Genomic DNA, 23,228 nt, shown 5'->3' on the forward strand with positions numbered 1-23,228 from the left:
GCGGTTCCGGCGGGACGTTGGCGATGCGTATCCGGTGTCCGGACACGGCGCGTGGGCAAGCCGGTGCCGATCTTCGGCGCCAGCCCAACCGAAAAACGGGTCAGCGGGCCAGGCCGTCCGCCAGCGGGCGCCGCTGCAAAGCTGCGCCGGCCGCGACGATGCCGGCATCGGAATGCTCCAGCGGCAATACGGCCAGCGACAGGTTGCCGGCGCTGGCGACGATGTTGCCGATGCCGCGGCCGTCTTCGCTCACTTCGCTGCCCACGGGCAGCGGCGCCTCGCTCTCGAACAGGCCAAGGCCGCGCTTGGCCTGACCGAGGAAGTGCGTGCGGGCGACGATTTCCTGGCCCGGGTAGCAGCCCTTGCTGACGCTGAAGGCGCGCAACCGTTCCAGCGACAGCTGCTGCGGCGTCCACTGGCCGGCCTGCGAGGCGGTCAGGCGGGGCAGGCCGTGCGCAAGGTCATACGCATCCCACCGTTGGCACGCGGTGGCATCGTCGGTAGCAGCAGCCTGGCGGATCTGCAGGCTGCGCGGCCCGCCAGCGGCGCCCATGTCGAGTTCGACGTCGCCGGCAGCGGACACCGCCAGCGCGGGCCCGCGTGCCGATGGGGGGGGCAGGAAGCCGCCGATCACCTGCAGGTCCAGCGGCAGGAGTTTCAGCTTGCTGCGGAATACATAGCGCTGCAGCTGCGCGGCCAACTCGACAGGGTCGGCATCCGGCAGCAGCAGCCAAAGCGTTTCCGCGTCCAGCCGCAGCAGCGCGAACAGCGCCACGACGCGGCCCTTGGCTGTCAGCCAGCCATTCCATTGCCAGTGGCGATCGGCAAGCGTGGCGACGTCATTCATGAACTGCGCCTGCGCGAATGCGATTGCATCGCGTCCGCATATGGACAGCAGGCGATGGCCGGGCAGCCGGAATTCGTGGTCTGGCGCGGGTTGTGGCTTGTCGTGCATCGGTTGCGGGGCGTAAACTGAGCGGGTTGTGAACGCGTCGATCATAGGCCAAACCAGCCCCGCACCCGAGTCCGCGCCTCCGCAGGCCGCGCCCGGAACGCCCATGCCGCAACCGGTTGCGGACGTTCCGCCCGTCGCCGAAGAGCATGGCGGACGCGGTGGTCTGGATCCCACCCGTTACGGGGACTGGGAAAAGAACGGCCGCTGCATCGACTTCTGATCCACCGCCACGCGGCGCAAGCCGCCCAGCCCGGAGAAAGCACCCCCATGGCTGCTCCAGAACCTCGCGTCCGCGAACGTCCGTTGTCACCCCACCTGCAGGTTTACCGCTGGCAGGTGCAGATGGTGACCTCGATCATCCACCGCGCCACCGGCGTGATCCTTTCCGTCGGCGCACTGGCTCTGGTCTACGGGCTGCTGGCGCTGGCCGGTGGACCCGCGCGCTGGAACGCCTTCGCCATCTGCCTCGGCTCGCCGCTGGGCAAGCTGCTGATGTTCGGCTTCAGCTGGGCGCTGGCCTATCACCTCATCAACGGCATCCGCCACCTGCTGCAGGATGGTGGGCTTGGCTTTGCGATCCCGGACTTCATTCGAAGCAGCTGGATCTCGATCATCGGCAGCGTGGTGTTGACCGTGCTCGCCTGGGGCATGGTGCTGACGCGCTGGGGGCAGGCATGAACGGAAACGCGAACGATTTGCGCACGCCGCTGAAGCGCGCGCGTGGCTGGGGCTCGGCGAAGGACGGCACCCATCACTTCATCTGGCAGCGCATCACCGCGGTGGCCACCGGCCTGACCGGGCTGTGGCTGCTGGGCATGGTGCTGTCGCTGCGCACCGCCGACTACACCGTGGTGCACGCGCTGGTGGCCGACCCGGTCAACGCCACCGCGCTGGTGGCCTTCCTGCTCGGGATGTTCTGGCACGCCAGGCTCGGCCTGCAGGTCATCATCGAGGACTACGTGCACACGCCGCTGACGGGTGCCGTGGCCCAACTTGCCGTCCTTTTCATCTGCGCGCTGGCGGCCATCGCCAGCGTGCTCGCGGTGCTGCGCATCGCACTCGGGAGCTGACCTGCGATGTCCGCCTACAAGATCCAGGAACACAAGTTCGACATGATCGTGGTCGGGGCCGGCGGCGCCGGCCTGCGCGCCACCTTCGGCCTGGCCCAGAAGGGCCTGCAGACCGCATGCATCAGCAAGGTCTTCCCGACCCGCAGCCACACCGTTGCGGCGCAGGGCGGCATTTCCGCCGCGCTGGGCAACATGGGCGAGGACGACTGGCGCTTCCACTTCTACGACACCATCAAGGGGTCGGACTGGCTGGGCGACCAGGACGCGATCGAATACATGTGCCGCGAGGCGATCCCCGCGATCATCGAGCTGGAGCACCAGGGCGTGCCGTTCAGCCGCACCGAGGACGGCAAGATCTACCAGCGCCCGTTCGGCGGCATGACCACGCACTACGGCAAGGGCACCGCGCAGCGCACCTGCGCCGCCGCCGACCGCACCGGCCACGCGATCCTGCACACGCTGTACCAGCAGGCGCTCGCGCATGACGCGCGCTTCTTCATCGAATACTTCGCGCTCGACCTGATCATGGACGAGGAGGGCGCCTGCCGCGGCGTGCTGGCGCTGGACATGAGCGAAGGCACCCTGCACCTGTTCCGCGCCCAGGGCGTGGTGCTCGCCACCGGTGGCTACGGGCGCGCCTACTTCAGCGCGACTTCCGCGCATACCTGCACCGGCGACGGCGGCGGCATGGCCCTGCGCGCCGGGCTGGGCCTGCAGGACATGGAGTTCGTGCAGTTCCACCCCACCGGCATCTACGGCGCCGGCTGCCTGATCACCGAGGGCGTGCGCGGCGAAGGCGGCATCCTGCGCAACAGCAACGGCGAGCGCTTCATGGAACGCTACGCGCCGAACGCCAAGGACCTGGCGTCGCGCGACGTGGTGTCGCGCTCGATGACCATCGAGATCCGCGAAGGCCGCGGCGTGGGCGAGCACAAGGACCACATCTTCCTCGACCTCACCCACCTCAACCCGGCCGACATCCACGAGAAGCTGCCGGGCATCGCCGAAAGCGCGCGCATCTTCGCCGGCGTGGACGTCGAGAAGCAGCCGATCCCGGTGATCCCGACCGTGCACTACAACATGGGCGGCATTCCCACCAACTACCACGGCGAAGTGGTGCAGCTGAAGGACGGCAACCCCGATGCCGTGGTGCCGGGCCTGTACGCCATCGGCGAGGCCGCCTGCGTGTCGGTGCACGGCGCCAACCGCCTGGGCTCCAACTCGCTGCTCGACCTGGTGGTGTTCGGCCGTGCGGTGGCCAATCGCTGCGCCGAGACGATCAAGCCCGGCGCGCCGCACAAGCAGCTGGCCGGCGATGCCTGCGACAAGTCGCTGGCCAACCTGGACAAGCTGCGCAACGCCCACGGCGACACGCCGACGGCGGAGATCCGCAACAACATGCAGCGCGCGATGCAGCGCGACGCGGCGGTGTTCCGCACCGGCGAGACCCTGGCCGAGGGCGTGAAGGCGATCAGCGACATCCACGCCAGCTTCGCCGACGTCAAGGTGGCCGACCGCTCGCTGGTCTGGAACTCGGATCTGGTGGAAACGCTGGAGCTGCAGAACCTGCTGGGCCAGGCGCTGGTGACGATCGTCTCCGCCGAGAACCGCAAGGAATCGCGCGGCGCGCACGCCCGCGAGGATTTCCCGGACCGCGACGACGACAACTGGCACAAGCACACCATCTGCTGGGCGGACGAGGCGGGCAACACCCGCATCGACTACCGGCCGGTGCACATGTACACGCTCAGCAGCGACGTCGAAGTGGTGCCGCCGAAGAAGCGCGTCTACTGAACCTGTAGGGGCGGCCACGGCCGCGACCGGAAGCAACCAGAGCGTCGCGCCCAAGGCGCGCCTACGAAGCAGGAATCCAGCAAATGGCCGAATTCAACCTCCCGAAGAACTCCAGGATCCAGAAGGGCAAGCACTTCCCGGCGCCGGGCGCCAAGAAGCCGCGCACCTTCAAGATCTATCGCTGGAACCCCGATGATGGTCTCAATCCGCGCACCGACACCTACGAGGTGGACATGGCGGCGTGCGGGCCGATGGTGCTGGATGCGCTGATCAAGATCAAAAACGAGATCGATCCCACGCTGACCTTCCGCCGCTCCTGCCGCGAGGGCATCTGCGGCTCCTGCGCGATGAACATCGACGGGACCAACACGCTGGCCTGCATCTGCGCCACCGACAGCGTGAAGGACGGCGAGGTGGCGATCTATCCGCTGCCGCACATGCCGGTGGTCAAGGACCTGGTGCCGGATCTCACCCACTTCTACGCCCAGCACGCCAGCATCCGCCCGTGGCTGCGCACGCAGACCCCGGCGCCGCCGGACCGCGAGCGCCTGCAGAGCAAGGAAGACCGCGCCAAGCTCGATGGCCTGTATGAGTGCATCCTGTGCGCCTGCTGCAGCACGTCCTGCCCCAGCTACTGGTGGAACGGCGACCGCTACCTCGGCCCGGCGATCCTGCTGCAGGCCTACCGCTGGATCGTGGACAGCCGCGACGAAGACACCGGCGCCCGCCTCGACGAGCTAGAAGACCCGTTCAAGCTGTACCGCTGCCACACGATCATGAACTGCGCGCGGACCTGTCCGAAGGGACTGAACCCGGCCAAGGCGATCGCCGAGATCAAGAAGCTGATGCTGGCGCGCAAGAACTGAGGAAACACGTCCTCCCGCCGCGGCGGGAGGGGTCCCTGCATGGACAGCCTCGACGACGAGACCGAACTCAGGAAGCTGCGCTGGCGCTGCCGGCGCGGCATGCGCGAGCTCGACCAGCTGCTGGAACGCTGGCTGGATCGTGCATGGCGGCAAAGCCCGACCGCCGAGCGAGAGGTTTTCCTGCGGCTGCTGGACACCGAAGACGACAAACTCTGGCGCTGGTTCCTTGGCCATGAGGTGCCCGGCGATGTCGAAATCGCGACGCTCATCGAACGCATCCGCGCCCTGCCGGTGTGACTGGGTGCCCTCGCGCTGGCTGACCGCCGCGCTCATCGTCCTGGCGCTGCTGGCGCCGTGCTCGCTGCTTGCCTCCGACCTGCCGCCCATCGCGGCCCTGCCGCTGGCGCTGCTGGCCGGAGGCCGGGGCGTCCGCGAGGTGCATCTGCACAGGTCGCAGCCGCCACGGGCGCTGGTCATTCCGGCCGGTGCGGGCGAGGCCCGCTGCGATGAACTGCCCATGGCCTCGCTGCGCGTGCGCTGGCGCGGCCCGCTGGCGTTCCTGCGCTGGCGCGACCCGGACGGGCGCGCCCGGCGCCTGGTGTTCTGGCCGGATACCCTGCCAGCCGTTGCCCGGCGTGAACTGAAGCTGGCGCTGCAGCAACGCGAGGCTGCCGGCGGCGGCGCATCAATGGCAGGATAGGCGGTCACTGGAAAGGGCCTTCGATGTTCAAACCCGTCCCCGTCGCCATCGGCCTGCGCTACCTGCGCGCGAAACGCCGCAACGGCTTCATCTCGTTCATTTCGCTCGCTTCGATCCTCGGCATCGCGCTGGGCGTCACCGCGCTGATCACCACGCTGGCGGTGATGAGCGGATTCCAGAAGGAAATCCGCGACCGCATGCTGGGCATGGCCGCGCATGCCACCGTCAGCGGCTACGGCGAGCCGTTGCAGGACTGGCGTCGTGCGATCGAGGTCGCCACCGCCGATACGCGCGTGGTGGGCGCAGCGCCGTATATCGAGAAGGAGGCACTGATCTCGGGTGCCAACAACCAGCCGGCGATGCTGCGTGCGGTGGACCCGGCGCAGGAAGGCAAGGTATCGGAACTGCCCGGCAAGATGGTGCAGGGCAGGATCGCCGACCTGGCGCCCGGCAGCTTCAGCATCGTGCTGGGCAAGGAGCTGGCCATCTGGCTGGGGGTGGGCGTTGGCGACGACGTCATCGTCACCCTCGCCGAATTCCGCAGCACCCCGGTGGGCGGCGTGCAGACCATGAAGCGGTTCAGGGTCAGCGGCATCTTCGAGGCCGGCTACAACGAATTCGACAAGGGCCTGGCGGTGGTCAACCTGTCCGACCTGCAGCGCGTGCTGCGGATGGGCGATGGCGTGACCGGCGTGCGCCTGAAGCTGCATGACATGGATCGCGCCTTCGAGGTCGCCCGTGACCTGGCGCTCACGCTCAAGGGGCCGTACCGGGTCAGCGACTGGACCCAGGACAATGCCAACCTGTTCCGTGCGCTCAAGATGGAGAAGACGGTGATGGCGATCCTGCTGTCGCTGATCGTGGCGATGGGCGCGTTCAACCTGGTGTCCTCGCAGGTCATGCTGGTGACCGACAAGCAGGCCGACATCGCCATCCTGCGCACGCTGGGGCTGACCCCGGGGCAGGTGATGCGCACCTTCATGGTGCAGGGTGGGTTGATTGGTTTCATCGGCACCGTGGCCGGCGTGATCGGCGGCGTCACCCTGACCTTCAACCTCAACCGCATCCTGCAGGGCATCGAGCGGCTGTTCGGCGTGCAGCTGCTGCCCGAGGACGTGTACTACATCACCGGGCTGCCCACCGACATGCAGGCCGGCGACGTGCTTGCCATCGTTTGTGCAGCGCTGCTGATGGCCTTCCTGGCCACCCTGTATCCCGCCTGGCGCGCCTCGCGCACGGCTCCGGCGGAGGCGCTGCGCTATGAATGAGCCGATGCAGGACGTCATCCGCGCCGAAGGCCTGGGCAAGACCTACGCCGAGGGCAAGCTGCACACGCCGGTGTTCGACGGGCTGGACTTCGTCGTGCAGGCCGGCGAAACCGTGGCCATTCTCGGCGCGTCCGGTGCCGGCAAGAGCACCCTGCTGCACCTGCTGGGCGGGCTGGATGTCCCCAGCGCCGGCGAGGTGTACGTGGCCGGCCAGAAGATGAGCGCGCTGTCCGATGCCGCTCGCGGTCGCCTCCGCAATGCGTCGCTCGGCTTCGTCTACCAGTTCCACCACCTGCTGCCGGAGTTCACCGCGCTGGAGAACGTGATGATGCCGGTGCTGCTGGCCGGCGGATCCACCGCGGAGGCGCAGCGGCGAGCGCAGGCGCTGCTGGAATCGGTGGGCCTGGGGCATCGGCTGTCGCACAAGCCCGGCGAGTTGTCCGGCGGCGAACGCCAGCGCGCCGCGGTGGCGCGGGCACTGGTCAACAACCCGGCCTGCGTGCTGGGCGACGAACCCACCGGCAACCTTGACGAGAAGACTGCCGCGATCGTGTTCGAGCAGATGCTGGAGCTCAACCGCGCGCAGGCCACCAGCCTGGTGCTGGTGACCCACGACCGTCGCCTGGCGCGCCGGCTGGACCGGGTGCTGGAACTGCGCGAGGGTCGCCTGCACGCGCTGGCCAAGACCGACATCTGAGTCTGCCGTTGTTGTCCCGCTGGCGGGCCAAGACCCTGCATCGGGATGAATCGGCAGCTGCGTTCCGGGGCGTGATCGCAGTGCACGGCTTGCTGGCGTTGGCGTTGCTGACGACGTCCTGACGACCGTCGGTCGGCCGGAAACCCGACCCCGGCGCGCGGCCTGCGCCGACTGCCGGCCCGCGTCCCTTCGGCGACGCTGCCGGCATGGCGGCCATCCTTCGATTCCCGCGAATGCAACTGGCAGGAGCAGCTTTTCGCGACCCTGCCACGCCGGCGTTTCCGCTGTTCGGTCCTGCCTGCGCAGCCGCGCTGCTGGCCGGCGTCACCTCTTGTCTGCTGCTGCCGGCGTTGCCACCACGCTGGCTGCCGGGGCTGCTGCTGGTCGCCATGATCCCGCTGCTGCGTGCCGCCAGATGGCGGCCACTGGGCATGCTGCTGGCCGGTGCGGCACTCGCCGGCTGGCAGGCCGGCGCCGCGCTGGATGCACAGCTGCCGCGCACCCTGCAGGGCGCGGTGCTCACGGTCGAGGGTCGTATCGTCGAGCTGCCGGTGCATGAGCCCCGTCGGACCCGCTTCCGTTTCGTCGTCGATGACGTGGCGACCCAGCCCGCCGCCCTGCGTGGCCGCACCTTGCAACTGGCCTGGTACGGCGAGGAGTTGCAGCCGCGCCAGCGGCTGCAGGCGGGCAGCCGCTGGCAGTTCCCGCTGCGCCTGCGTGCGCCTCGTGGGCTGCGCAATCCGGGCGGCGGCGACGCGGAGAAATTCGCGCTGGCGGCGCGGCTGGCGGCGACCGGTTTCGTGCTGGAGCCGGGGCTGGCCGTCCGGCTGGCGGCGCCGTCCGGCATCGATGCCTGGCGCGAAGCGATGAGTGCGCGCATCGCCGTGGTGGTGCCCAGCGCTTCCTCGCGCTACGTGCGGGCGCTGGCGCTGGGCGATACTCGCGGGTTGGACGATTCCGACTGGGCGCGGCTGCGCGCCGCAGGCCTGACCCACCTGATCGCGATTTCCGGCTTCCACGTCGGGCTGGTGGCCGGGTTCTGCGCGCTGTGCGCGGCAGCGCTGTGGTGGTTGTGGCCGCCGCTGGCGCGCTGGATGCCGCGTCCGTTCGCGGCCGGTGCCGGCGCGCTGCTGGGCGCGTTCGGCTACGCGCTGCTGACCGGCATGGCGGTGCCGACCCTGCGCACCGCGGTGATGATCGCGGCGCTGGTGGCCGCGCGCTGGCTGCGGCGCCGCCTGCGGCTGGTCGATACGCTGGCGCTGGGCAGCTGCGTGTTGCTCCTGCTCGATCCGCTGGCGGTGCTGGGGGCTGGCTTCTGGCTGAGTTTCGCCGGCGTGGCATGGCTGCTGTGGTGCCTGCCGGACGCTGGCGGAAAAGGGCCGCGTGCGGTCGCAGGCGGCTTCCTCGCCGCGCAGGCGGTGGCCAGCCTCGGGCTGCTGCCGCTGACCGTGCTGCTGTTCGGGCAGGCCTCCTTCGCCGGGCCCATCGCGAATCTGGCCGCGGTGCCTTGGTGGAGCCTGGTGGTGGTGCCATTGGCGCTGCTGGGCGTGCTCGCCGAAACCCTGCATGCAGGCCTCGGACAGTGGAGCTTGCAGGCGGCGGCCTGGTGCTTCGACCTGTTGTGGCCACTGCTGGCGCGCATCGCCGACAGCCCGCTGGCGATGGCGTGGTTGCCGGCGCCGCGCTGGTACGCGCTGCCGCTGGCCCTGCTGTCCGCGTTCTGGCTCTTGCTCCCGCGCGGCCTGCCGGGGCGCGGGCTGGCGCTGCTGCTGTGGCTGCCGCTGCTGTATCCGCCGCGCGAGCTGCCGGCGCCGGGCGAGGTGGAGCTGACCGTGATCGACGTGGGGCAGGGGCTGTCGGTGCTGGTGCGCACCGCGAGTCACAGCCTGCTGTACGACATGGGGCCGGCGATCCCCGATGGTTTCGATGCCGGCGAGCGCGCGGTGATTCCGGCACTGCACGCATTGGGCGTGAGGCGTCTGGACCTGGCCATGGTCAGCCACGGCGACAATGACCACGCAGGAGGGCTGCCGGCGGTAAAGGCGGCGTTCCCGATGCCGCTGGTGCTGGCGCCCCACGGCAGCCCGGTGCCCGGCAATCGTGACTGCCGGGCAGGCCAGGCCTGGCAATGGGATGGGGTGCGCTTCCGCGTCCTGCATCCGGGCAGCGAGTTCCCGTACCTGGGCAATGAAGCCGCCTGCGTGCTGCGTATCGAGAGCGCCCATGGCAATGCGCTGCTGGCCGGCGACATCGGTCATTACGTCGAGCGCAAATTGCTGTCGGAAGCACGGACGCAGTTGCGCAGCGACGTGGTGCTGGTCCCGCACCACGGCAGCGACGGCTCATCCGATCCGGGCTTCGTGACCGCCACCGGGGCGAAGGTGGCGTTGGTCTCGTCCGGTGCCGACAACCGCTTCCGCCATCCGCGACCGTCGGTGGTGCGGCGCTGGTGCGAGGCCGGCGCGGAGGTGCTGGACAGTGCGCGATCCGGCGCGATCCGGGTCTGGCTGGGCCGCGATGGGGTGCGCCTGCGGGAGCAGCGCAGTTTCCATCCGCGGCCGTGGGACGCAGTGCGCAGGCGCGGGGAAACGGCTGGGCTATGCTACGCGCCGGAGTTTTCGCGGCCATGACGGCCGGAAGGATGATGCGTGCTGGAACTCGTCAAGGCCGGAGGCTGGCCGATGATCCCGCTGCTGCTGCTGACCGTGGCGGCGCTGGCGATCATCGTTGAACGATTCTGGAGCCTGCGCCGCGAGCGCGTGCTGCCGCCCGGCCTGGGCGACGAAGTGCGCGCCTGGGTGGCACGCGGCAAGCCGCTGGAGCCGGCCCACATCGAGTCCCTGCGCGCCACCGCGCCGCTGGGCGCGCTGCTGGCGGCCGAACTGGACGTGCGCCATCGCGGCCGCGAGGTGATCCGCGAGCGTGTGGAGGACGTCGGCCGCCACCTTGTCCACCGCATGGAGCGGTTCCTCAACGCGCTGGGCACCATCGCCGCCGCCGGCCCGCTGCTGGGCCTGTTCGGCACCGTGGTCGGCATGATCGAGATGTTCCTCGGCATCCTCGACCACGGTCTGGGGGATGCCGGCCAGCTTGCGGGCGGCATCGGCAAGGCGCTGATCTGCACCGCCACGGGCATGGTGGTGGCGATCCCCGCGCTGGCCTTCCACCGCTATTTCCGTGGCCGCATCGCCGGCTACATCGTCGACATGGAGCACGAGGCGATGCGCTTGCAGGACGTGCTGGACGAAGCGCCCGGCGTGGTCCCGGCACGGCAGGACTGAGGCCCCGATGCGGATCGCCGACCGTCGCGACGACGACATCCCCGAGATCAACCTGGTGCCGCTGATCGACGTGGTGCTGTGCCTGCTGATCTTCTTCGTCGTCACCACCACCTTCGACGCGCGTTCGGTGCTCAAGCTCGAGCTGCCGCGTGCCGACGGCCAGCCCGCCGACGCGCAGGCGCAGCCGCTGGGCATCCTGATCAATGCGGACGGGCGCTACTTCGTCGGTGATCGCGAGGTGCTGCGCACCGACGTGGAGTCGCTGAAGCAGGCGCTGCGCGAGGTCGCTGGCGACGACCGTCAGCGCGTGGTGCTGATTCGCGCCGATGCGCGCACGCCGTGGCAGGCGGTGGTGACCGCCTACGAGGCGCTGGCCCAGCTCGGCTTCCGCAAGATCGCCAATGCCACCACACCGCCGGTCGCGGGGGCTTCAGGCCAGGACAAGGGCGCATGAGCGATGCCGTCTCCCCCTGGGCGATCTACCGACGCCTGCGCGGCCTGGCCGCACCGTACCGCGGGGTGCTGCTGGTAGCGTTGTTCGGGCTGGCGCTGGAGGGCGTTGCCGCCGGCGCGTTCGGCCTGCTGACCAAACCCATGGTCGACGAGACGTTCGTCGCCCGCAACCAGGACTATGGGCTGCTGTTGCCGCTGGCCATCATCGGCATCTTCGTGGTGCGCGGCGTGGCCGGCTATGCCACCGACCTGTACATGGCCAAGGCCGCGCGTGGCATCGCCCGCGACATGCGGGTGAACGCGCTGGACAAGTACCTGCGGCTTCCGGGCCTGCGCTTCGACGCCGAGCCGGTGCCGTCGATGCTGGTGCGGCTGGGTTCGGACAGCGACCAGGTCGCGCAGGCGGTGGTGGATTCGGCCAAAGTCATGCTGCAGCAGTCGCTGCAGGTGGTGGCGATGCTGGCGGTCATGCTGTACGCCAGTTGGCGGGTGACGCTGGCGGTGCTGCTGCTGGGGCCGCTGATCGCATGGATGATGGACAAGGTGGGCAGGCGCTACCGCCGCATTGGCCACCGGGTACAGGAAACCTCGGCCGAAATGATGCTGGCCGCCGACCAGGCGCTGTCCAACCAGCAGGAGGTCAAGGTCTACGGTGCCCGCGCCGCCGAACTGGAGCGTTACACCGGGCTTGCCAACCACAACCTGGGCCTGAGCCTGAAGGTCGAGGCCACCCGCAGCATTTCCTCGGCGGTGGTGCAGCTCACCGGCGCGGTGGGCCTGGCCGTGCTGCTGTTCTTCGCCGGCCGCGAGGCGCTGGAAGGGCGGCTGACCGCCGGCGGTTTCGTGCAGCTGATGATCGCGATGCTGGCGATCATCCCCGCGCTGAAGCAGCTCACCAACGTGCAGGGCATGCTCCAGCGCGGCGTCGCTTCCGCCGAACGCCTGTTCTCGGTGCTGGATGCCGACGACGAGATCGACGCCGGCGAGCGTCCGCTGGCGCGCGCGCGCGGGCTGATCGAGTTCCGCGACGTCCGCCTGGCCTATCCGGACCAGCCGCGCCCGGCGCTCGACGGCATCAGCTTCTCCGCCCGGCCCGGCACGGTCACCGCCATCGTCGGCCGCTCCGGCAGTGGCAAGTCCACGCTGGTGAAACTGATTCCGCGCTTCTACGAACCCGATGGCGGGCAGATCCTGCTCGATGGACACCCGCTTGCCGACTATCCGCTGGCCGACCTGCGCCGGCAGCTGGCGATGGTGGGGCAGCAGGTGATGCTGTTCGACGGCACCGTCGCCGCCAACGTCGCCTACGGGGAGCTGCGCGGCGCGGCCGACCATGACGTGGCGCGGGCACTGCGCGACGCCAACGCGATGGAATTCGTGGAGCGCCTGCCCGATGGCATGCAGGCGCAGATCGGGGTCAAGGGCGGCAAGCTGTCCGGCGGCCAGCGCCAGCGCCTGGCGATCGCCCGGGCGATGCTGAAGGACGCGCCGATCCTCATCCTCGACGAGGCCACCGCTGCGCTCGACAACGCCTCCGAGCGGCTGGTGCAGGAGGCACTGGCGCAGCTGATCCCGGATCGCACCACGCTGGTCATCGCCCACCGCCTGTCCACCGTCGAGCATGCGGACCAGATCCTGGTGCTGGACGAGGGCCGGCTGGTGGAGCAGGGCACCCATGCGGAATTGCTGGCGCAGGGCGGCGTGTACGCGCAGCTGCATGCTGCGCAGTTCCGGGAGAACGGGGCTTGAGCCATCCGCGGTTGCCGCAGACGCCTGCGTGGTGGTTCGACGGCAGCACCCCGCCGCTGTGGGCGCGCGCGCTCGCGCCGCTGTATGCCGGCGCGGTGGCGCTGCGGCGGGCGGCCTATCGTCGCGGGCTGCTGCGTTCCCGGCGTGCCGGCGTGCCGGTGGTGGTGGTGGGAAACCTGGTTGCCGGTGGCAGCGGCAAGACGCCGCTGGTGCTGGCCGTGGTCGATCGCCTGCGCGGCGCTGGCTGGACTCCTGGCGTTGCCAGCCGTGGCCACGGGCGCAGGGATGCTTCGACGCCGCGCTGGGTCGAGGCGGGCATGGATGCATCGCTGTGCGGCGACGAACCGCTGCTGATCGCGCATGCCAGCGGCGCGCCGGTGCGGGTGGATCGGGACCGCGCTGCCGCCGCTTCCGCGCTGGCCGCAGCCGGCTGCGACATCGTCGTCTGCGACGACGGCTTGCAGCACTACCGCCTGGCGCGCGATGTCGAGATCGAAGTTCAGGACGCGCGCCGTCGCTATGGCAACGGCTTGTTGCTGCCGGCCGGCCCGCTGCGCGAACCGCTGGAGCGCGCCGCCGACTGCACCCTGCGCGTCCTCAACCTCGGCGTGGCCGGCAACGATGCCGATGCGTCCTGCGCGGACGAATGGCCGATGCGGCTTGGCGTCGGCGCCCTGCGACCCCTCGCGGGCGGTCGCAGCTTGCCGCTGGCGGCGTTCGCCGGCCAGCGCGTGCACGCGGTGGCCGGGATCGGCGAGCCGGAGCGGTTCTTCTCGATGCTTCGTGATGCCGGGATCGGGGTGGTGCCGCATGCCTTCCCCGATCACCACGCCTACGCGCCCGCGGACTTCGAGTTCGGCAGCCAGTTGCCCGTGCTGATGACCGAGAAGGACGCGGTGAAGTGCGCGGCATTCGCCCGGCCCGGCTGGCATGCGGTGCCGGTGGCCGCGCGGCTGCCGGAGCCGTTCTGGCAGGCGCTGCTCGGTCGCTTGCCGACGCGTGTCGCCGAGGCTCCCCGCTAGGATGGGGCGCAGTCGGCCCCTCACGGCGGGGTCCTCCATAATGTGCGCATGACCACCTCCGATTTCATCGTCGCCATCCCCGCCCGCTATGCCGCTTCCCGCCTGCCGGGCAAGCCGCTGCAACCGATCGGCGGCGAACCCATGGTGCTGCACGCCGCCCGTCGCGCGCTGGCCGCAGGTGCGCGCGAAGTGTGGGTGGCAACCGACGATGTGCGCATCGCCGATGCGTTGCAGGACAGCGGCGTGCGGATCGCGATGACCTCGCCCGCGCATGCGTCCGGCACCGACCGGTTGGCCGAATGCGCGCGCATCGCGGGCTGGCCCGACGACGCCATCGTGGTGAACCTGCAGGGGGATGAACCGTTCGCGCCTGCCGACGGCATCACCTGCGTAGCGCGCGCGGTAGCCGAAAGCGGTGCGGGCATTGCCACCCTGGCGACGCCGATCGACGAGGTCGAAACGCTGTTCGACCCCAATGCGGTGAAGGTGGTGCGCGCCGCTGGCGGCGACGCGCTGTACTTCAGCCGGGCGCCGGTGCCGTGGCCGCGCGACGCCTTCGCCCGCGACCGCAGCATGCTGCCGCCGGGAAAGTGGCTGCGCCACATCGGCATCTATGGCTACCGGGTGGCCGCGCTGCGCGCGTTCGCGGCACTGCCGCCGGGCCGGCTGGAGCGGGTCGAGGCGCTGGAGCAGCTGCGCGCGCTGGAAGCCGGTTGGCGCATCGCCGTCGCGCTGGCGCCTTCGCCGTTCCCGCCGGGCGTGGATACGCCGGAGGACCTGGCGCGGGCGAACCACATCTTCATGCAACAGAGGTCAGGGATCGATCATGGCTAGAGCCACCGGCATCCTCATGGTGTGCCTGGGCAACATCTGCCGCTCGCCCACCGCCGAGGGCGTACTGCGCCTGCGGCTGGAAGAAGCGGGGCTGTCGTCGCGCGCGCGCGTGGATTCCGCGGCCACCGGCAGTTCGCACATCGGCCACCCGCCGGACGAACGCGCCATTGCGTGCGCGGCGAAGCACGGCGTCGACATTACCGCGTTGCGCGCGCGCCGGCTGGCGCTGGAAGACTTCGACGAGTTCGACACCATCCTGTGCGCCGACCGCACCATCCTGCACGAGGCGCGCATGCGCAAGCCGCGCACCTCGCATGCGCAGGTGGAGCTGCTGCTGGAATGGAGCGGGGTGGGCAAGAAGGACGTGCCGGATCCGTACTACGGCAATGCACGCGATTTCGAGCAGGCGTTCAAGCTGGTCGATGCCGCCGCGCACGGCATCGTGGAGCGGGTGCGCCAAGGTCGGTTCTGAGCGGATGGGCAAGCGCGGAACGCCAGTACCGGAATTCGATGGCCGCGCATTCGCGGCCGCGCAGCCGCTGGCGCCGGGCGTCTACCGCATGTTCGACGCCGACGGCGGCCTGCTCTACGTCGGCAAGGCGCGCGCCCTGCGCAACCGCGTGGGCAGCTATTTCAACGCCACCCCGAAGCCGACCCGCATCATGGCGATGCTGGCGCAGTTGGCGCGCATCGAAACCACTGTCACCCGCAGCGAGGCCGACGCGCTGCTGCTGGAAAACCAGCTGATCAAGTCGTTGCAGCCGCGTTACAACGTGATGCTGCGCGACGACAAGAGCTATCCCTTCGTCCTGCTGACCAAGGAGCAGTGGCCGCGGCTGGCCTTCCATCGCGGCCCGCGCGCGATCCCGGGGCGCTACTTCGGCCCGTATCCCAGCGCCGCATCGGTGCGCGAGACGCTCAACCTGATGCACAAGCTGTTCCGCCTGCGCAGCTGCGAGGACAGCGTGTTCCGCAACCGCAGCCGGCCCTGCCTGCAATACCAGATCGGCCGCTGCAGCGCGCCCTGCGTGGGGCTGGTGGACGAGCGCGATTACGCGGATTCGGTGCGCCGTGCCACGCTGTTTCTGGAGGGACGCAGCCAGGAGCTGGGCGACGAGCTCGGCGCGTCGATGCAGGCCGCCAGCGACGCGCTGGAGTTCGAACAGGCCGCGCGCCTGCGCGACCTGATCGCCACCATCCGCAAGCTGCAGGCGCGCCAGTACGTGGATGGGCGCAGCGCCGACCTCGACGTGCTGGGCGTGGCCATGCAGGGCGCGGCGGCCTGCGTGCTGCTGCTGGCGTTCCGCGACGGCCGCAACCTCGGCACCCGCGCGTTCTTCCCGAAGACCAACGGTGAGGACAGCGCCGCCGAGGTGCTGGCTGCGTTCGTCTCGCAGTACTACGCCGAACAGCCGCCGCCGGCCGAGATCGTGCTGGACGGTGATATCCCGGAGCGCGAGCTGATCGAGCAGGCGCTCACCGAACACGCCGGGCGCCGGGTCGAGCTGCGGACCAGTGTGCGCGGCGAGCGTGCCGCGCATCTTGAGCTGGTGCGCCGCAATGCCCAGCTGACCCTGGCCACAGAGCTGGCCAGCAGCAGTGCGCAACAGGCGCGCGCCCAGGCGTTGCAGGAGCTGCTGGGACTGCCCGCATTGCCGGCGCGGATCGAGTGCTTCGACATCAGCCACACCATGGGCGAGGCGACCGTGGCCTCCTGCGTGGTGTTCGACGCGCAGGGGCCGGTGCGCAAGCAGTACCGCCGCTACAACATCACCGGCATCGAGCCCGGCGACGACTACGCGGCGATGCACCAGGCCCTGCAGCGCCGTTTCCGCCCCGCGGCGGAAGGCGAGCCCGACGCGGTGCTGCCCGATGTGCTGCTGATCGACGGCGGCGCGGGGCAGGTGGCGCAGGCGCGCGACGTGCTGACCGATGCCGGCATCACCGGGATCGCCCTCGTCGGCGTGGCCAAAGGTCCGGAACGCAAGCCCGGCGCGGAGACCCTGCTGCTGCCGGACGGGCGCGAAGTCCAGCCAGGTGCGGCGTCGCCGGCGCTGCAGCTGGTGCAGCAGGTGCGCGACGAGGCCCACCGCTTCGCCATTACCGGCCATCGCGGCAAGCGCCAGAAGGCACGCAGTACCAGCCGGCTCGAGGACATCGCCGGCATCGGTCCGCGTCGGCGCGCGGCGCTGCTGAAGCACTTCGGTGGCTTGCAGGGGCTCAGGGCCGCGCCGGTGGACGAGCTTGCCAAGGTGGAGGGCATCAACCGCGCCTTGGCCCAGCGCCTGTGGGACAGCCTGCACGGGCTTGCCACCGATGCCGCCACCGGCGGGGACGGCAAGTAGAATGCGCGCATGACCCTGACCATTCCGACCTGGCTGACGCTGGCGCGCATCGCCCTGATCCCGGTGCTGGTGGTGATGTACTACCTCGAGTACCGCTGGTCCAACGTCGCGGCGACTGCGATTTTCGTGGCGGCGGCGGCAACGGACTGGCTGGACGGCTGGATCGCACGCCGCTACCGCCAGTTCTCGAAGTTCGGCGCTTTCCTCGATCCGGTGGCGGACAAGCTGATGGTCTCCACCGCACTGGTCATCACCGTGCAGCACCACCACACGATCTGGATGGCGCTGTGGGCCAGCGTCATCATCGGCCGCGAGATCGCGGTATCGGCGTTGCGCGAGTGGATGGCCGAGCTGGGCCAGCGCGCCAAGGTGGCGGTGGCCATGGTCGGCAAGATCAAGACAACCGTGCAGATGATCGCGCTGGGCTTCCTGCTGTACCGCGAACCGCTGCTCGGCATCCCGGTCTTCGTGGTTGGCGAATGGCTGCTGGCGGCGGCCGCCATCCTGACCCTGTGGTCGGGATTCGAATACGTGCGCGCGGCCTGGCCGGCACTGCGCGCGGATGACGAAAAAAGTTTGTGAGAAGGTGTTGACGCACTGAAAAAAGCCCGTAGAATGGCGGGCTCAACGCGGGAATAGCTCAGTTGGTAGAGCACGACCTTGCCAAGGTCGGGGTCGCGAGTTCGAGTCTCGTTTCCCGCTCCATTTTCACGAAGCCCCGTCCGCGGGGCTTCGTTTTTTCCGGGACATGTCCCGGAGTGCTTCCGGAAATTTCCGGCATCGCAAGTGGTCACGCGATGTGGAAGAATCCAAAGCGCGAAACGTCATCCGGCCGGGTGGCAGAGTGGTTATGCAGCGGACTGCAAATCCGCGTACGCCGGTTCAATTCCGACCTCGGCCTCCAATCCTGAAAGCGCCCTCCGGGGCGCTTTTTTTTGCGCGCCCGATACTGCTTCCGGGCGAATGCCGGCAAACGAAAGCCCCGCTTGCGCGGGGCTTCGAGCTGTTGCGTCGCGGTGGGGAGGCTGGCGCGGCCCTTGCCGCGGCGAGGACCGGCATCAGGCGCTGACGCGCCCTTTTCGCGCCGCTCAATAGGTCCTGCACTGCTTGAAACGCACTGGCTTGCGGCTGCCGGCGGGCGGCTGCAGCTGCACGCGTGAAGCCGCCAGCTCGGGGTAGCGCTCCAGCAACGGACACAGGTCGGTGGTGGGATCGGCATCTTCGGCGGACAGGTACACCAGCAGGGTGGACTGGGTCGACCACAGGGCGCGATCGACGCCGAAAAGCGTGGTGATGGCGTTGGCCGCCTCGCGCCTGCGCGCTTCCAGCGCGGCCGGGTCGGTGGGCACCACGCTGACCGGTGCAGCCTGTGGTGCGGCCTGGGCAACGGTTGCGACGGCCTGCGCGGGTGCGGGCTGCGGCGCGGCCTCTTCCGGCGCGGTTTGCAGGCCCTGCGCGAGCATCCAGGCCAGGCCGCCGATCACTGCGGCGCCGCCCCAGGCCAGGCCGAGCATCTTCGGCGCGGCGGCATTCGACGCTGGCGCCTCGGCCGGCACGGCTTCGGTGGTGACATAGGGCCGGACTTCCGGCCACAGGCTCTGGCCGTCGATCAACTCGATGTTCTGCTGGCGGGCGATGCGGGCGGCTTCCTCGTCGAAGCGCCCCGGCGTGACCACGATGACCTCGCCGGTGCCGCGCAGGGTGGCCGACTTGGCCAGCCCCAGCAGCGCCTGTGCGCCGACCACCGCGGCGCTGCCGTACTTGCATGACAGCAGGGTGCGGACGCCATCGCGCTCCAGCACGATGTCGCTGCCGTCAGTGGGGATGCCGTCGGCGGGCAGGCCTTCCTCGTTGGCCACCCGGTAGCCGCGGGCGTGCATCACCTGCAGGACCAGCTTGGCGAAGTCGCGCCAGCGGAGCTTGCTCAGCTGGTCGGCGCTGCGTTCCGTGGGTGCGGGTACAGGGCGCGCGGCGCGATTGCGGCGCAACCAGGTGGTGAGTCCGAGACCGGACAGGACGAAGGCGATCAGGGCGATCAGGATGGGCATCATGCGCTCAAACGGGGGAGGACGCGGGGGGCGTCACTATACCCACTGGAACGTGGAACGCAGGTGCGGACAGGACAGACGCCCCGCCGATCCTTGGCGACTGGGCGTGCTGACAGGACGGCGCTGGCGGAGACGGGGCCTGCAACGGGCAGACCATCGCCGGGTCAGGCGTTGGATTCGGCGCTGGTGGCGCTCGACTGTGCCGCCGGCTTGCGGGCCCTGACGGCCTTGGTGGCCGCCTTGGCAGCGGTTCTGCTGGCCTTCTTCGCAGCCGGGCCGGCGGGCTTGCCTGCAACCTTGACCGGCTTGCGGGGCGCCGGCTTCGCCTTGGCGACCGGCCGTGCGGTCTTGCGCGCCGGCACGCTCCCGCCGGACTTGCGCAGTGCTTCGGTCAAACGCTCCACGCGCTCGGTCAGGGCGTGCAGGTCTTCGCGGCCGGGCACGCCCAGCTTGACAAGGGCGCGCTGCACGCGCTCCTCGAACACCTTCTCCAGCTTGTCCCAGGTATCAGCGGCGCGTTCGCGGGCTTGGCCGACGTGGCCTTCCACCGCATCGCGGACCACATTGGCGCGCTGTCCGGCGAACTTGCGCGCGGTCTGCTCCAGCGACAGGCCGTCACGCACAAGGGTTTCGAACAGCTTGCTGCCCTCGGACTGCGCGCGGTTGAACGCCCCCATCCCGGCCAGCCAGATCTGCTGCGCCGATTCGGTAATCGACTTCGGGCTCAGGCCAGCCTGGACCTTGCCGGCGCCGGACTTGCGCGTGGTGGTGCGAGCGGTCTTGCCGGAGGACTTCTTGAGCTTGGCCATGGCGTTTTCCCCGCGTCGTTGCGACGCATGCGTGGACTGGATTGCAGCGCAGGATCGGCCCGCCGTCTAGAGCATTCACACCATGCCGCGGCGCTGCAGACCGCGTTCGATGTCGTCCAGCGCACGGGCCAGCTGCGCGGTGGCGTCGGTGACTCGCGGTGCCGCTGGCAGGTGGGCCAGGATCGAGCGCGGGCGGTCGGCGATGACTTCTTCGCGCAGGCGGATGCCGTGGCGGGCCAGCACCGGTTCCAGCTGGCCGCGGCGCTCGCGCAGGTCGGTAAGGGTGTTGCGATAGGCCAGCTGCGAGATCCGCCGCCGCGCCGAGAAGCTGAAGATATTGGTGTAGAACAGTTCGCGGTCAACGGCGTTGGGCTCGAACACCAGCTGGTCGATCCCCGGGTACTGCTGCGGATAGCGCGCCAATCCCACCTGCATGCGCGACTGCAGCATGGTGCGCAGGGTTTGCGACAGCACGCCGGGCAGCCCGGCCTGGATGATGCGGCGGTCGCTGAACCGGTGCGCCTGGGCGTCTTCGCTGGCGTCCTTGCCGGGGTTGAACGGCACCAGCGGGTTGAGGCCCAGCATCAGGTCGATGCCCCGGTCCAGCACCACCGAAGCGTGCATGGTGCGGCGCAGGGCACCATCGACGAAATGCCTGGTGCGGCCGGCACGGTCGGTCATTTCCACTGGCGGGTACAGGCCGGGCAGGGCCGCGCTGGCCTGCACCGCGCGCGAAATCGGCACGTCGTCCCAACCTTTGTCGCCGAAGCGCACCGCCTCGCCGCTGTCCAGGTCCACGCCGATCACGTACAGCGCACGGTCGAGCTTGCGGAAGTCATTGCTGCGGCCGTGCCGGGAGAACACGTCGCGCAGGAAGCGCTCGACCTCGGCGTTGTCGAACAACCCGGTGGGCACCAAGCTGCCGACGCGGTTGAGCAGGTCCGACCAGCGCGAATCGGTGCGGCCCGACCAGACGTCGCGCAGCAGCCGCGCGGCCAGCCGCGGGGTGGCCGCGGCGCGCTTGAGGTATTCGCCGAGTGCGGGACGCAGGAAGGTTTCCGGGCGGAAGTGCACGTCCTCGCTGTCGCCGCTGATGAAGATCCGGCACAGCTCGGCGGTGTCCATCCGGTTGGCGAGGCCGGCGGCGAAGAACGCACCGGAGCTGACCCCCACGTAGCAATCCAGCCGGGTCAGGTCGAGGCCATCGCAGGCCTCGTCCAGCGCGCGCAGCGCGCCCAGCTCGTACATCGCGCCCACCGGTCCGCCGCCGGCGATCGCCAGCCCGATCCGCGGCGGACCGCGGTCCGGGCGGGGAGCTTGGGCGGAGTGCAATGACAGCATTCGGGCGGCTCTTGCGGGACCGCCCGAGTGTAGCGGAGCGTCCTGGAGTATTGCGTCGGGAACCGGCGCGCGCCGACACTGCGCGCATGCAACCACGCCCCGACCTGCACAGCCGGCTGGCGCGCCGCCTCGCGCTGCACCAGCGCCTGTTCGATCCGGCGGTCGAGCCCCGTAATACGCTGGCCTGGCTGAAACCGCTGCAGGCGTGGCAGGCGCAGCGGCTGGAGCGCAGCTTCGACGTCTTCCTGCGCGACCCGGCGCGGCGCCCGGCGGCGCGGTTCTTCCTGACCGACGTCTACGGCGACCACGACTTCAGCCGGCGCGACGCCGACATCGCGCGGGTGATCCCGATGATGCAGCGGCTGCTGCCGGCGGCGCTGCTGGAAACGGTGGCCGACGGCATTGCCTTGGCGGCGCTCAGCCACGCGCTGGACCTGCGCATGGCGGAGGCGCTGCAGGCGCTGTCGCCGCGCCGGCGTGCGCTGGACGTGGCGCTGTATGCGCGGGCCTACCGGCAGGTAGGCCTGCCCCGGCTGCGCCAGCGGCAGATCGAGCTGATCGACGAGGTGGGGCAGGGGCTGGCCGAGGCGCTGCGGTTGCCCGGCGTGCATTCGCTGCTGCGGCTGTCGCGACTGCCGGCGCGGGCGGCGGGGTTGGGCGCGCTGCAGTCCTTCCTCGAGCGCGGCTGTGCGGCCTTTGCCGGGCTGGGCGATGTCGCGGAGTTCCTGGGCGATATCCGGCGCAGCGAAACTTTGGCGATGCAGCGGCTGTTCGCCGCCGAGCCCGATCCGTTCGGCGAGCGCGTCGGCTGAGCCTGCGCCTTCCCCGGGGAAGGGTCAGCGGGCGCCGAATACCAGCAGCGCGGTCAGCGCGGCAGCCAGCAGCAGCGCGGCCAGCAGCAACCAGGGGACACCCTGCGTCCAGCGCCGGCGCGGCGGTGCCGGCGGGGCGTCGGCCTCGCTGGGCGCGGCCGTGGTCGCGGTGCCGGGCGCGGGCGGCGGCGGGCCTTCCAGCACGAACCGGTGCTGTACCCCGAACACGATCTGGTCGCCGCTGTGCAGGATCGCCTGGCGCACCGGGCGGCCGTTGACCAGCACCTCAGCGGCGGCGTGGCGCAGCAGCGTCAGGCCGTTGCCGGCTTCCAGCAGCGCATGCTCGGCGGCGATGCCGGCGCCCTCGATGCGCAGGTCCGCAGCCGCAGCGCTTCCGACCCGGCGCGGGCGGTCCAGGCTGATGCAGCGGCCGTGGTAGGGGCCGCCGACACCGCGCAGCACCATCCGCAGGTTGCCGGCCGGATCGCGCACCGGCGGCGTGGATGGCGGCAGGACGCGGTCGTCGTTGGCCGCGTACAGCAGCAGTTCGCTGCCGTCGGCGTGGATGCTGTCGCCGGCGCGCAGCATCGCCACCTGTTGCACCGGGCGGCCGTTGACGTGGACGCCGCGCATGCCTTCGTTCACGGTCATCCAGATGCCGCGGCGATCGTTGCAGAGCTGCAGCAGCACCTGCGCATCGGCCTCCACCGGACCAAGACCCGCGGGGGTGCGGCCAAGCGCATGCACGCCCGGTTCCAGGGCCAGGTCGGGCTGGCGGCCATCGCAGAAGCGCAGGTGCAGGTCGTTCATCGCCGCGGAATCTAGCACGCGTGGTGCGTCCCCCGGCTGTTCGCGCGCCGCCGCACGCGGCAGAATGCGGCAACACCCCGCCATCGCCATCGCCATGTCCCGCATCGATATCCGCCACGCCCATGCCCTGCCCAAGCCGCAAGCCCGCAAGGCGGTAGAGGAAGTTGCGCGCAAGCTGCAGGAACGGTTCCAGGTCGACTGCGCCTGGAACGGCGACATGCTGAATTTCTCGCGCTCCGGTATCGATGGCCACATTGCGCTGGAGGAGGGCGGGCTGCACGTGTTCGCCAAGCTCGGCTTCCTGGCCGCGATGTTCAAGGACCCGATCGAAGCGGAAATCAAGCGGGTGCTGCAGGAACGTTTCTGATCCGCGC

At 70.0% G+C, this 23,228-nt stretch carries 25 protein-coding genes and 2 tRNA genes; 22 read left to right on the plus strand and 5 right to left on the minus strand.

The genetic code is table 11. From position 1 onward, the window contains the following. Nucleotides 1-100 precede the first annotated feature (100 nt). A complete protein-coding gene (locus ICG51_RS13560) occupies nt 101-847 on the minus strand; it encodes a folate-binding protein (protein ID WP_223809465.1) in 747 nt (248 codons plus the stop codon). A gap of 211 nt (nt 848-1,058) precedes the next feature. Here ICG51_RS13560 and ICG51_RS14465 point away from each other — a divergent pair, with 211 nt between their 5' ends. The 20 genes from ICG51_RS14465 (at nt 1,059) to ICG51_RS13660 (ending at nt 17,938) form a co-directional block, all read left to right on the plus strand. Then, a complete protein-coding gene (locus ICG51_RS14465) occupies nt 1,059-1,175 on the plus strand; it encodes a DUF1674 domain-containing protein (protein WP_223809632.1) in 117 nt (38 codons plus the stop codon). A 47-nt stretch (nt 1,176-1,222) separates the two neighbouring features. Further along, entirely contained in the window at nt 1,223-1,633 is a 411-nt protein-coding gene (gene sdhC / locus ICG51_RS13570) for a succinate dehydrogenase, cytochrome b556 subunit (protein WP_190280849.1), read from the plus strand. Further along, nucleotides 1,630-2,025, plus strand: a complete 396-nt coding sequence (sdhD, locus tag ICG51_RS13575) for a succinate dehydrogenase, hydrophobic membrane anchor protein (RefSeq protein WP_190280850.1) — start codon at nt 1,630-1,632, stop codon at nt 2,023-2,025. Before sdhC ends, sdhD begins: the two co-directional genes overlap by 4 nt. 6 nt (nt 2,026-2,031) lie before the next feature. Next, nucleotides 2,032-3,819, plus strand: coding sequence for a succinate dehydrogenase flavoprotein subunit (sdhA, locus tag ICG51_RS13580; RefSeq protein WP_190280851.1), 1,788 nt, complete (start codon nt 2,032-2,034; stop codon nt 3,817-3,819). An 83-nt stretch (nt 3,820-3,902) separates the two neighbouring features. Next, nucleotides 3,903-4,685, plus strand: coding sequence for a succinate dehydrogenase iron-sulfur subunit (locus ICG51_RS13585; RefSeq protein WP_190280852.1), 783 nt, complete (start codon nt 3,903-3,905; stop codon nt 4,683-4,685). A 39-nt stretch (nt 4,686-4,724) separates the two neighbouring features. Then, complete coding sequence (locus ICG51_RS13590; protein WP_190280853.1) at nt 4,725-4,982, plus strand: succinate dehydrogenase assembly factor 2; 258 nt, start codon at nt 4,725-4,727, stop codon at nt 4,980-4,982. Then, on the plus strand, nt 4,933-5,385 hold the full coding sequence (locus ICG51_RS13595; protein WP_190280854.1) for a hypothetical protein: 453 nt from the start codon (nt 4,933-4,935) through the stop codon (nt 5,383-5,385). Before ICG51_RS13590 ends, ICG51_RS13595 begins: the two co-directional genes overlap by 50 nt. A 23-nt stretch (nt 5,386-5,408) precedes the next feature. Next, on the plus strand, nt 5,409-6,653 hold the full coding sequence (locus ICG51_RS13600; RefSeq protein WP_190280855.1) for a lipoprotein-releasing ABC transporter permease subunit: 1,245 nt from the start codon (nt 5,409-5,411) through the stop codon (nt 6,651-6,653). Continuing rightward, on the plus strand, nt 6,646-7,350 hold the full coding sequence (gene lolD / locus ICG51_RS13605) for a lipoprotein-releasing ABC transporter ATP-binding protein LolD (protein ID WP_190280856.1): 705 nt from the start codon (nt 6,646-6,648) through the stop codon (nt 7,348-7,350). The genes ICG51_RS13600 and lolD overlap by 8 nt, the downstream gene beginning before the upstream one ends. A gap of 233 nt (nt 7,351-7,583) precedes the next feature. Next, nucleotides 7,584-9,980, plus strand: a complete 2,397-nt coding sequence (locus ICG51_RS13610) for a DNA internalization-related competence protein ComEC/Rec2 (RefSeq protein ID WP_190280857.1) — start codon at nt 7,584-7,586, stop codon at nt 9,978-9,980. A gap of 18 nt (nt 9,981-9,998) precedes the next feature. Continuing rightward, nucleotides 9,999-10,631 carry a MotA/TolQ/ExbB proton channel family protein gene (locus ICG51_RS13615; protein ID WP_190280858.1) on the plus strand — a complete coding sequence of 211 codons (633 nt, stop codon included), beginning with the start codon at nt 9,999-10,001 and terminating at the stop codon, nt 10,629-10,631. Between the two features lie 7 nt (nt 10,632-10,638). Continuing rightward, complete coding sequence (locus ICG51_RS13620; RefSeq protein ID WP_190280859.1) at nt 10,639-11,085, plus strand: biopolymer transporter ExbD; 447 nt, start codon at nt 10,639-10,641, stop codon at nt 11,083-11,085. Further along, entirely contained in the window at nt 11,082-12,833 is a 1,752-nt protein-coding gene (gene msbA, locus ICG51_RS13625; RefSeq protein ID WP_190280860.1) for a lipid A export permease/ATP-binding protein MsbA, read from the plus strand. The genes ICG51_RS13620 and msbA overlap by 4 nt, the downstream gene beginning before the upstream one ends. Continuing rightward, nucleotides 12,830-13,855, plus strand: a complete 1,026-nt coding sequence (gene lpxK / locus ICG51_RS13630; protein WP_223809466.1) for a tetraacyldisaccharide 4'-kinase — start codon at nt 12,830-12,832, stop codon at nt 13,853-13,855. The genes msbA and lpxK overlap by 4 nt, the downstream gene beginning before the upstream one ends. 48 nt (nt 13,856-13,903) lie before the next feature. Next, on the plus strand, nt 13,904-14,689 hold the full coding sequence (kdsB, locus tag ICG51_RS13635) for a 3-deoxy-manno-octulosonate cytidylyltransferase (RefSeq protein WP_190280861.1): 786 nt from the start codon (nt 13,904-13,906) through the stop codon (nt 14,687-14,689). Beyond that, nucleotides 14,682-15,161, plus strand: coding sequence for a low molecular weight protein-tyrosine-phosphatase (locus ICG51_RS13640; RefSeq protein WP_190280862.1), 480 nt, complete (start codon nt 14,682-14,684; stop codon nt 15,159-15,161). Before kdsB ends, ICG51_RS13640 begins: the two co-directional genes overlap by 8 nt. Before the next feature lie 4 nt (nt 15,162-15,165). Continuing rightward, nucleotides 15,166-17,034: an excinuclease ABC subunit UvrC gene (uvrC, locus tag ICG51_RS13645; protein ID WP_190280863.1), complete on the plus strand. Its 1,869-nt coding sequence runs from the start codon at nt 15,166-15,168 to the stop codon at nt 17,032-17,034. Nucleotides 17,035-17,043: 9 nt separating this feature from the next. Continuing rightward, on the plus strand, nt 17,044-17,616 hold the full coding sequence (gene pgsA / locus ICG51_RS13650) for a CDP-diacylglycerol--glycerol-3-phosphate 3-phosphatidyltransferase (RefSeq protein ID WP_190280864.1): 573 nt from the start codon (nt 17,044-17,046) through the stop codon (nt 17,614-17,616). 47 nt (nt 17,617-17,663) lie between these two features. Further along, nucleotides 17,664-17,739, plus strand: a tRNA-Gly gene (locus ICG51_RS13655). Nucleotides 17,740-17,864: 125 nt separating this feature from the next. After that, nucleotides 17,865-17,938 (plus strand) — tRNA-Cys (locus ICG51_RS13660). Nucleotides 17,939-18,122: 184 nt separating this feature from the next. On the opposite strand, the gene ICG51_RS13665 is transcribed toward ICG51_RS13660, so the two are convergent. From ICG51_RS13665 to ICG51_RS13675, 3 genes are all read right to left on the minus strand, one after another. Further along, on the minus strand, nt 18,123-19,085 hold the full coding sequence (locus ICG51_RS13665; protein ID WP_190280865.1) for a restriction endonuclease: 963 nt from the start codon (nt 19,083-19,085) through the stop codon (nt 18,123-18,125). Between the two features lie 161 nt (nt 19,086-19,246). Continuing rightward, complete coding sequence (locus ICG51_RS13670) at nt 19,247-19,891, minus strand: phasin family protein (protein ID WP_190280866.1); 645 nt, start codon at nt 19,889-19,891, stop codon at nt 19,247-19,249. A 75-nt stretch (nt 19,892-19,966) separates the two neighbouring features. Beyond that, nucleotides 19,967-21,232: a patatin-like phospholipase family protein gene (locus tag ICG51_RS13675; protein ID WP_190280867.1), complete on the minus strand. Its 1,266-nt coding sequence runs from the start codon at nt 21,230-21,232 to the stop codon at nt 19,967-19,969. An 86-nt stretch (nt 21,233-21,318) separates the two neighbouring features. On the opposite strand from ICG51_RS13675, the gene ICG51_RS13680 reads away from it, so the two are divergent. Then, on the plus strand, nt 21,319-22,044 hold the full coding sequence (locus ICG51_RS13680; protein WP_190280868.1) for a hypothetical protein: 726 nt from the start codon (nt 21,319-21,321) through the stop codon (nt 22,042-22,044). Nucleotides 22,045-22,068: 24 nt separating this feature from the next. On the opposite strand, the gene ICG51_RS13685 is transcribed toward ICG51_RS13680, so the two are convergent. After that, nucleotides 22,069-22,854, minus strand: coding sequence for an FHA domain-containing protein (locus ICG51_RS13685; RefSeq protein WP_190280869.1), 786 nt, complete (start codon nt 22,852-22,854; stop codon nt 22,069-22,071). A gap of 64 nt (nt 22,855-22,918) precedes the next feature. Here ICG51_RS13685 and ICG51_RS13690 point away from each other — a divergent pair, with 64 nt between their 5' ends. Beyond that, the gene (locus tag ICG51_RS13690; RefSeq protein WP_223809467.1) at nt 22,919-23,221 is read left to right on the plus strand and encodes a polyhydroxyalkanoic acid system family protein; all 303 of its coding nucleotides are present in this window, start codon (nt 22,919-22,921) and stop codon (nt 23,219-23,221) included. Nucleotides 23,222-23,228 lie beyond the last annotated feature (7 nt).

It is taken from the genome of Thermomonas sp. XSG (assembly GCF_014678725.1).
GTDB lineage: Bacteria > Pseudomonadota > Gammaproteobacteria > Xanthomonadales > Xanthomonadaceae > Thermomonas.

Excerpts from the sequence above, each read along its gene's own strand:
- ICG51_RS13560 (WP_223809465.1), bottom strand. The coding sequence starts at position 847 with ATGAATGACGTCGCCACGCTTGCCGATCGCCACTGGCAATGGAATGGC.
- ICG51_RS13620 (WP_190280859.1), top strand. The coding sequence starts at position 10,639 with ATGCGGATCGCCGACCGTCGCGACGACGACATCCCCGAGATCAACCTG.
- ICG51_RS13585 (WP_190280852.1), top strand. The coding sequence starts at position 3,903 with ATGGCCGAATTCAACCTCCCGAAGAACTCCAGGATCCAGAAGGGCAAG.
- ICG51_RS14465 (WP_223809632.1), top strand. The coding sequence starts at position 1,059 with ATGCCGCAACCGGTTGCGGACGTTCCGCCCGTCGCCGAAGAGCATGGC.
- sdhD (WP_190280850.1), top strand. The coding sequence starts at position 1,630 with ATGAACGGAAACGCGAACGATTTGCGCACGCCGCTGAAGCGCGCGCGT.
- lolD (WP_190280856.1), top strand. The coding sequence starts at position 6,646 with ATGAATGAGCCGATGCAGGACGTCATCCGCGCCGAAGGCCTGGGCAAG.
- ICG51_RS13590 (WP_190280853.1), top strand. The coding sequence starts at position 4,725 with ATGGACAGCCTCGACGACGAGACCGAACTCAGGAAGCTGCGCTGGCGC.
- ICG51_RS13600 (WP_190280855.1), top strand. The coding sequence starts at position 5,409 with ATGTTCAAACCCGTCCCCGTCGCCATCGGCCTGCGCTACCTGCGCGCG.
- ICG51_RS13670 (WP_190280866.1), bottom strand. The coding sequence starts at position 19,891 with ATGGCCAAGCTCAAGAAGTCCTCCGGCAAGACCGCTCGCACCACCACG.
- pgsA (WP_190280864.1), top strand. The coding sequence starts at position 17,044 with ATGACCCTGACCATTCCGACCTGGCTGACGCTGGCGCGCATCGCCCTG.
- ICG51_RS13665 (WP_190280865.1), bottom strand. The coding sequence starts at position 19,085 with ATGATGCCCATCCTGATCGCCCTGATCGCCTTCGTCCTGTCCGGTCTC.
- uvrC (WP_190280863.1), top strand. The coding sequence starts at position 15,166 with ATGGGCAAGCGCGGAACGCCAGTACCGGAATTCGATGGCCGCGCATTC.
- ICG51_RS13595 (WP_190280854.1), top strand. The coding sequence starts at position 4,933 with ATGTCGAAATCGCGACGCTCATCGAACGCATCCGCGCCCTGCCGGTGT.
- kdsB (WP_190280861.1), top strand. The coding sequence starts at position 13,904 with ATGACCACCTCCGATTTCATCGTCGCCATCCCCGCCCGCTATGCCGCT.
- ICG51_RS13690 (WP_223809467.1), top strand. The coding sequence starts at position 22,919 with ATGCGGCAACACCCCGCCATCGCCATCGCCATGTCCCGCATCGATATC.
- ICG51_RS13640 (WP_190280862.1), top strand. The coding sequence starts at position 14,682 with ATGGCTAGAGCCACCGGCATCCTCATGGTGTGCCTGGGCAACATCTGC.
- ICG51_RS13685 (WP_190280869.1), bottom strand. The coding sequence starts at position 22,854 with ATGAACGACCTGCACCTGCGCTTCTGCGATGGCCGCCAGCCCGACCTG.
- ICG51_RS13675 (WP_190280867.1), bottom strand. The coding sequence starts at position 21,232 with ATGCTGTCATTGCACTCCGCCCAAGCTCCCCGCCCGGACCGCGGTCCG.
- ICG51_RS13680 (WP_190280868.1), top strand. The coding sequence starts at position 21,319 with ATGCAACCACGCCCCGACCTGCACAGCCGGCTGGCGCGCCGCCTCGCG.
- msbA (WP_190280860.1), top strand. The coding sequence starts at position 11,082 with ATGAGCGATGCCGTCTCCCCCTGGGCGATCTACCGACGCCTGCGCGGC.
- ICG51_RS13610 (WP_190280857.1), top strand. The coding sequence starts at position 7,584 with ATGCAACTGGCAGGAGCAGCTTTTCGCGACCCTGCCACGCCGGCGTTT.
- sdhA (WP_190280851.1), top strand. The coding sequence starts at position 2,032 with ATGTCCGCCTACAAGATCCAGGAACACAAGTTCGACATGATCGTGGTC.
- sdhC (WP_190280849.1), top strand. The coding sequence starts at position 1,223 with ATGGCTGCTCCAGAACCTCGCGTCCGCGAACGTCCGTTGTCACCCCAC.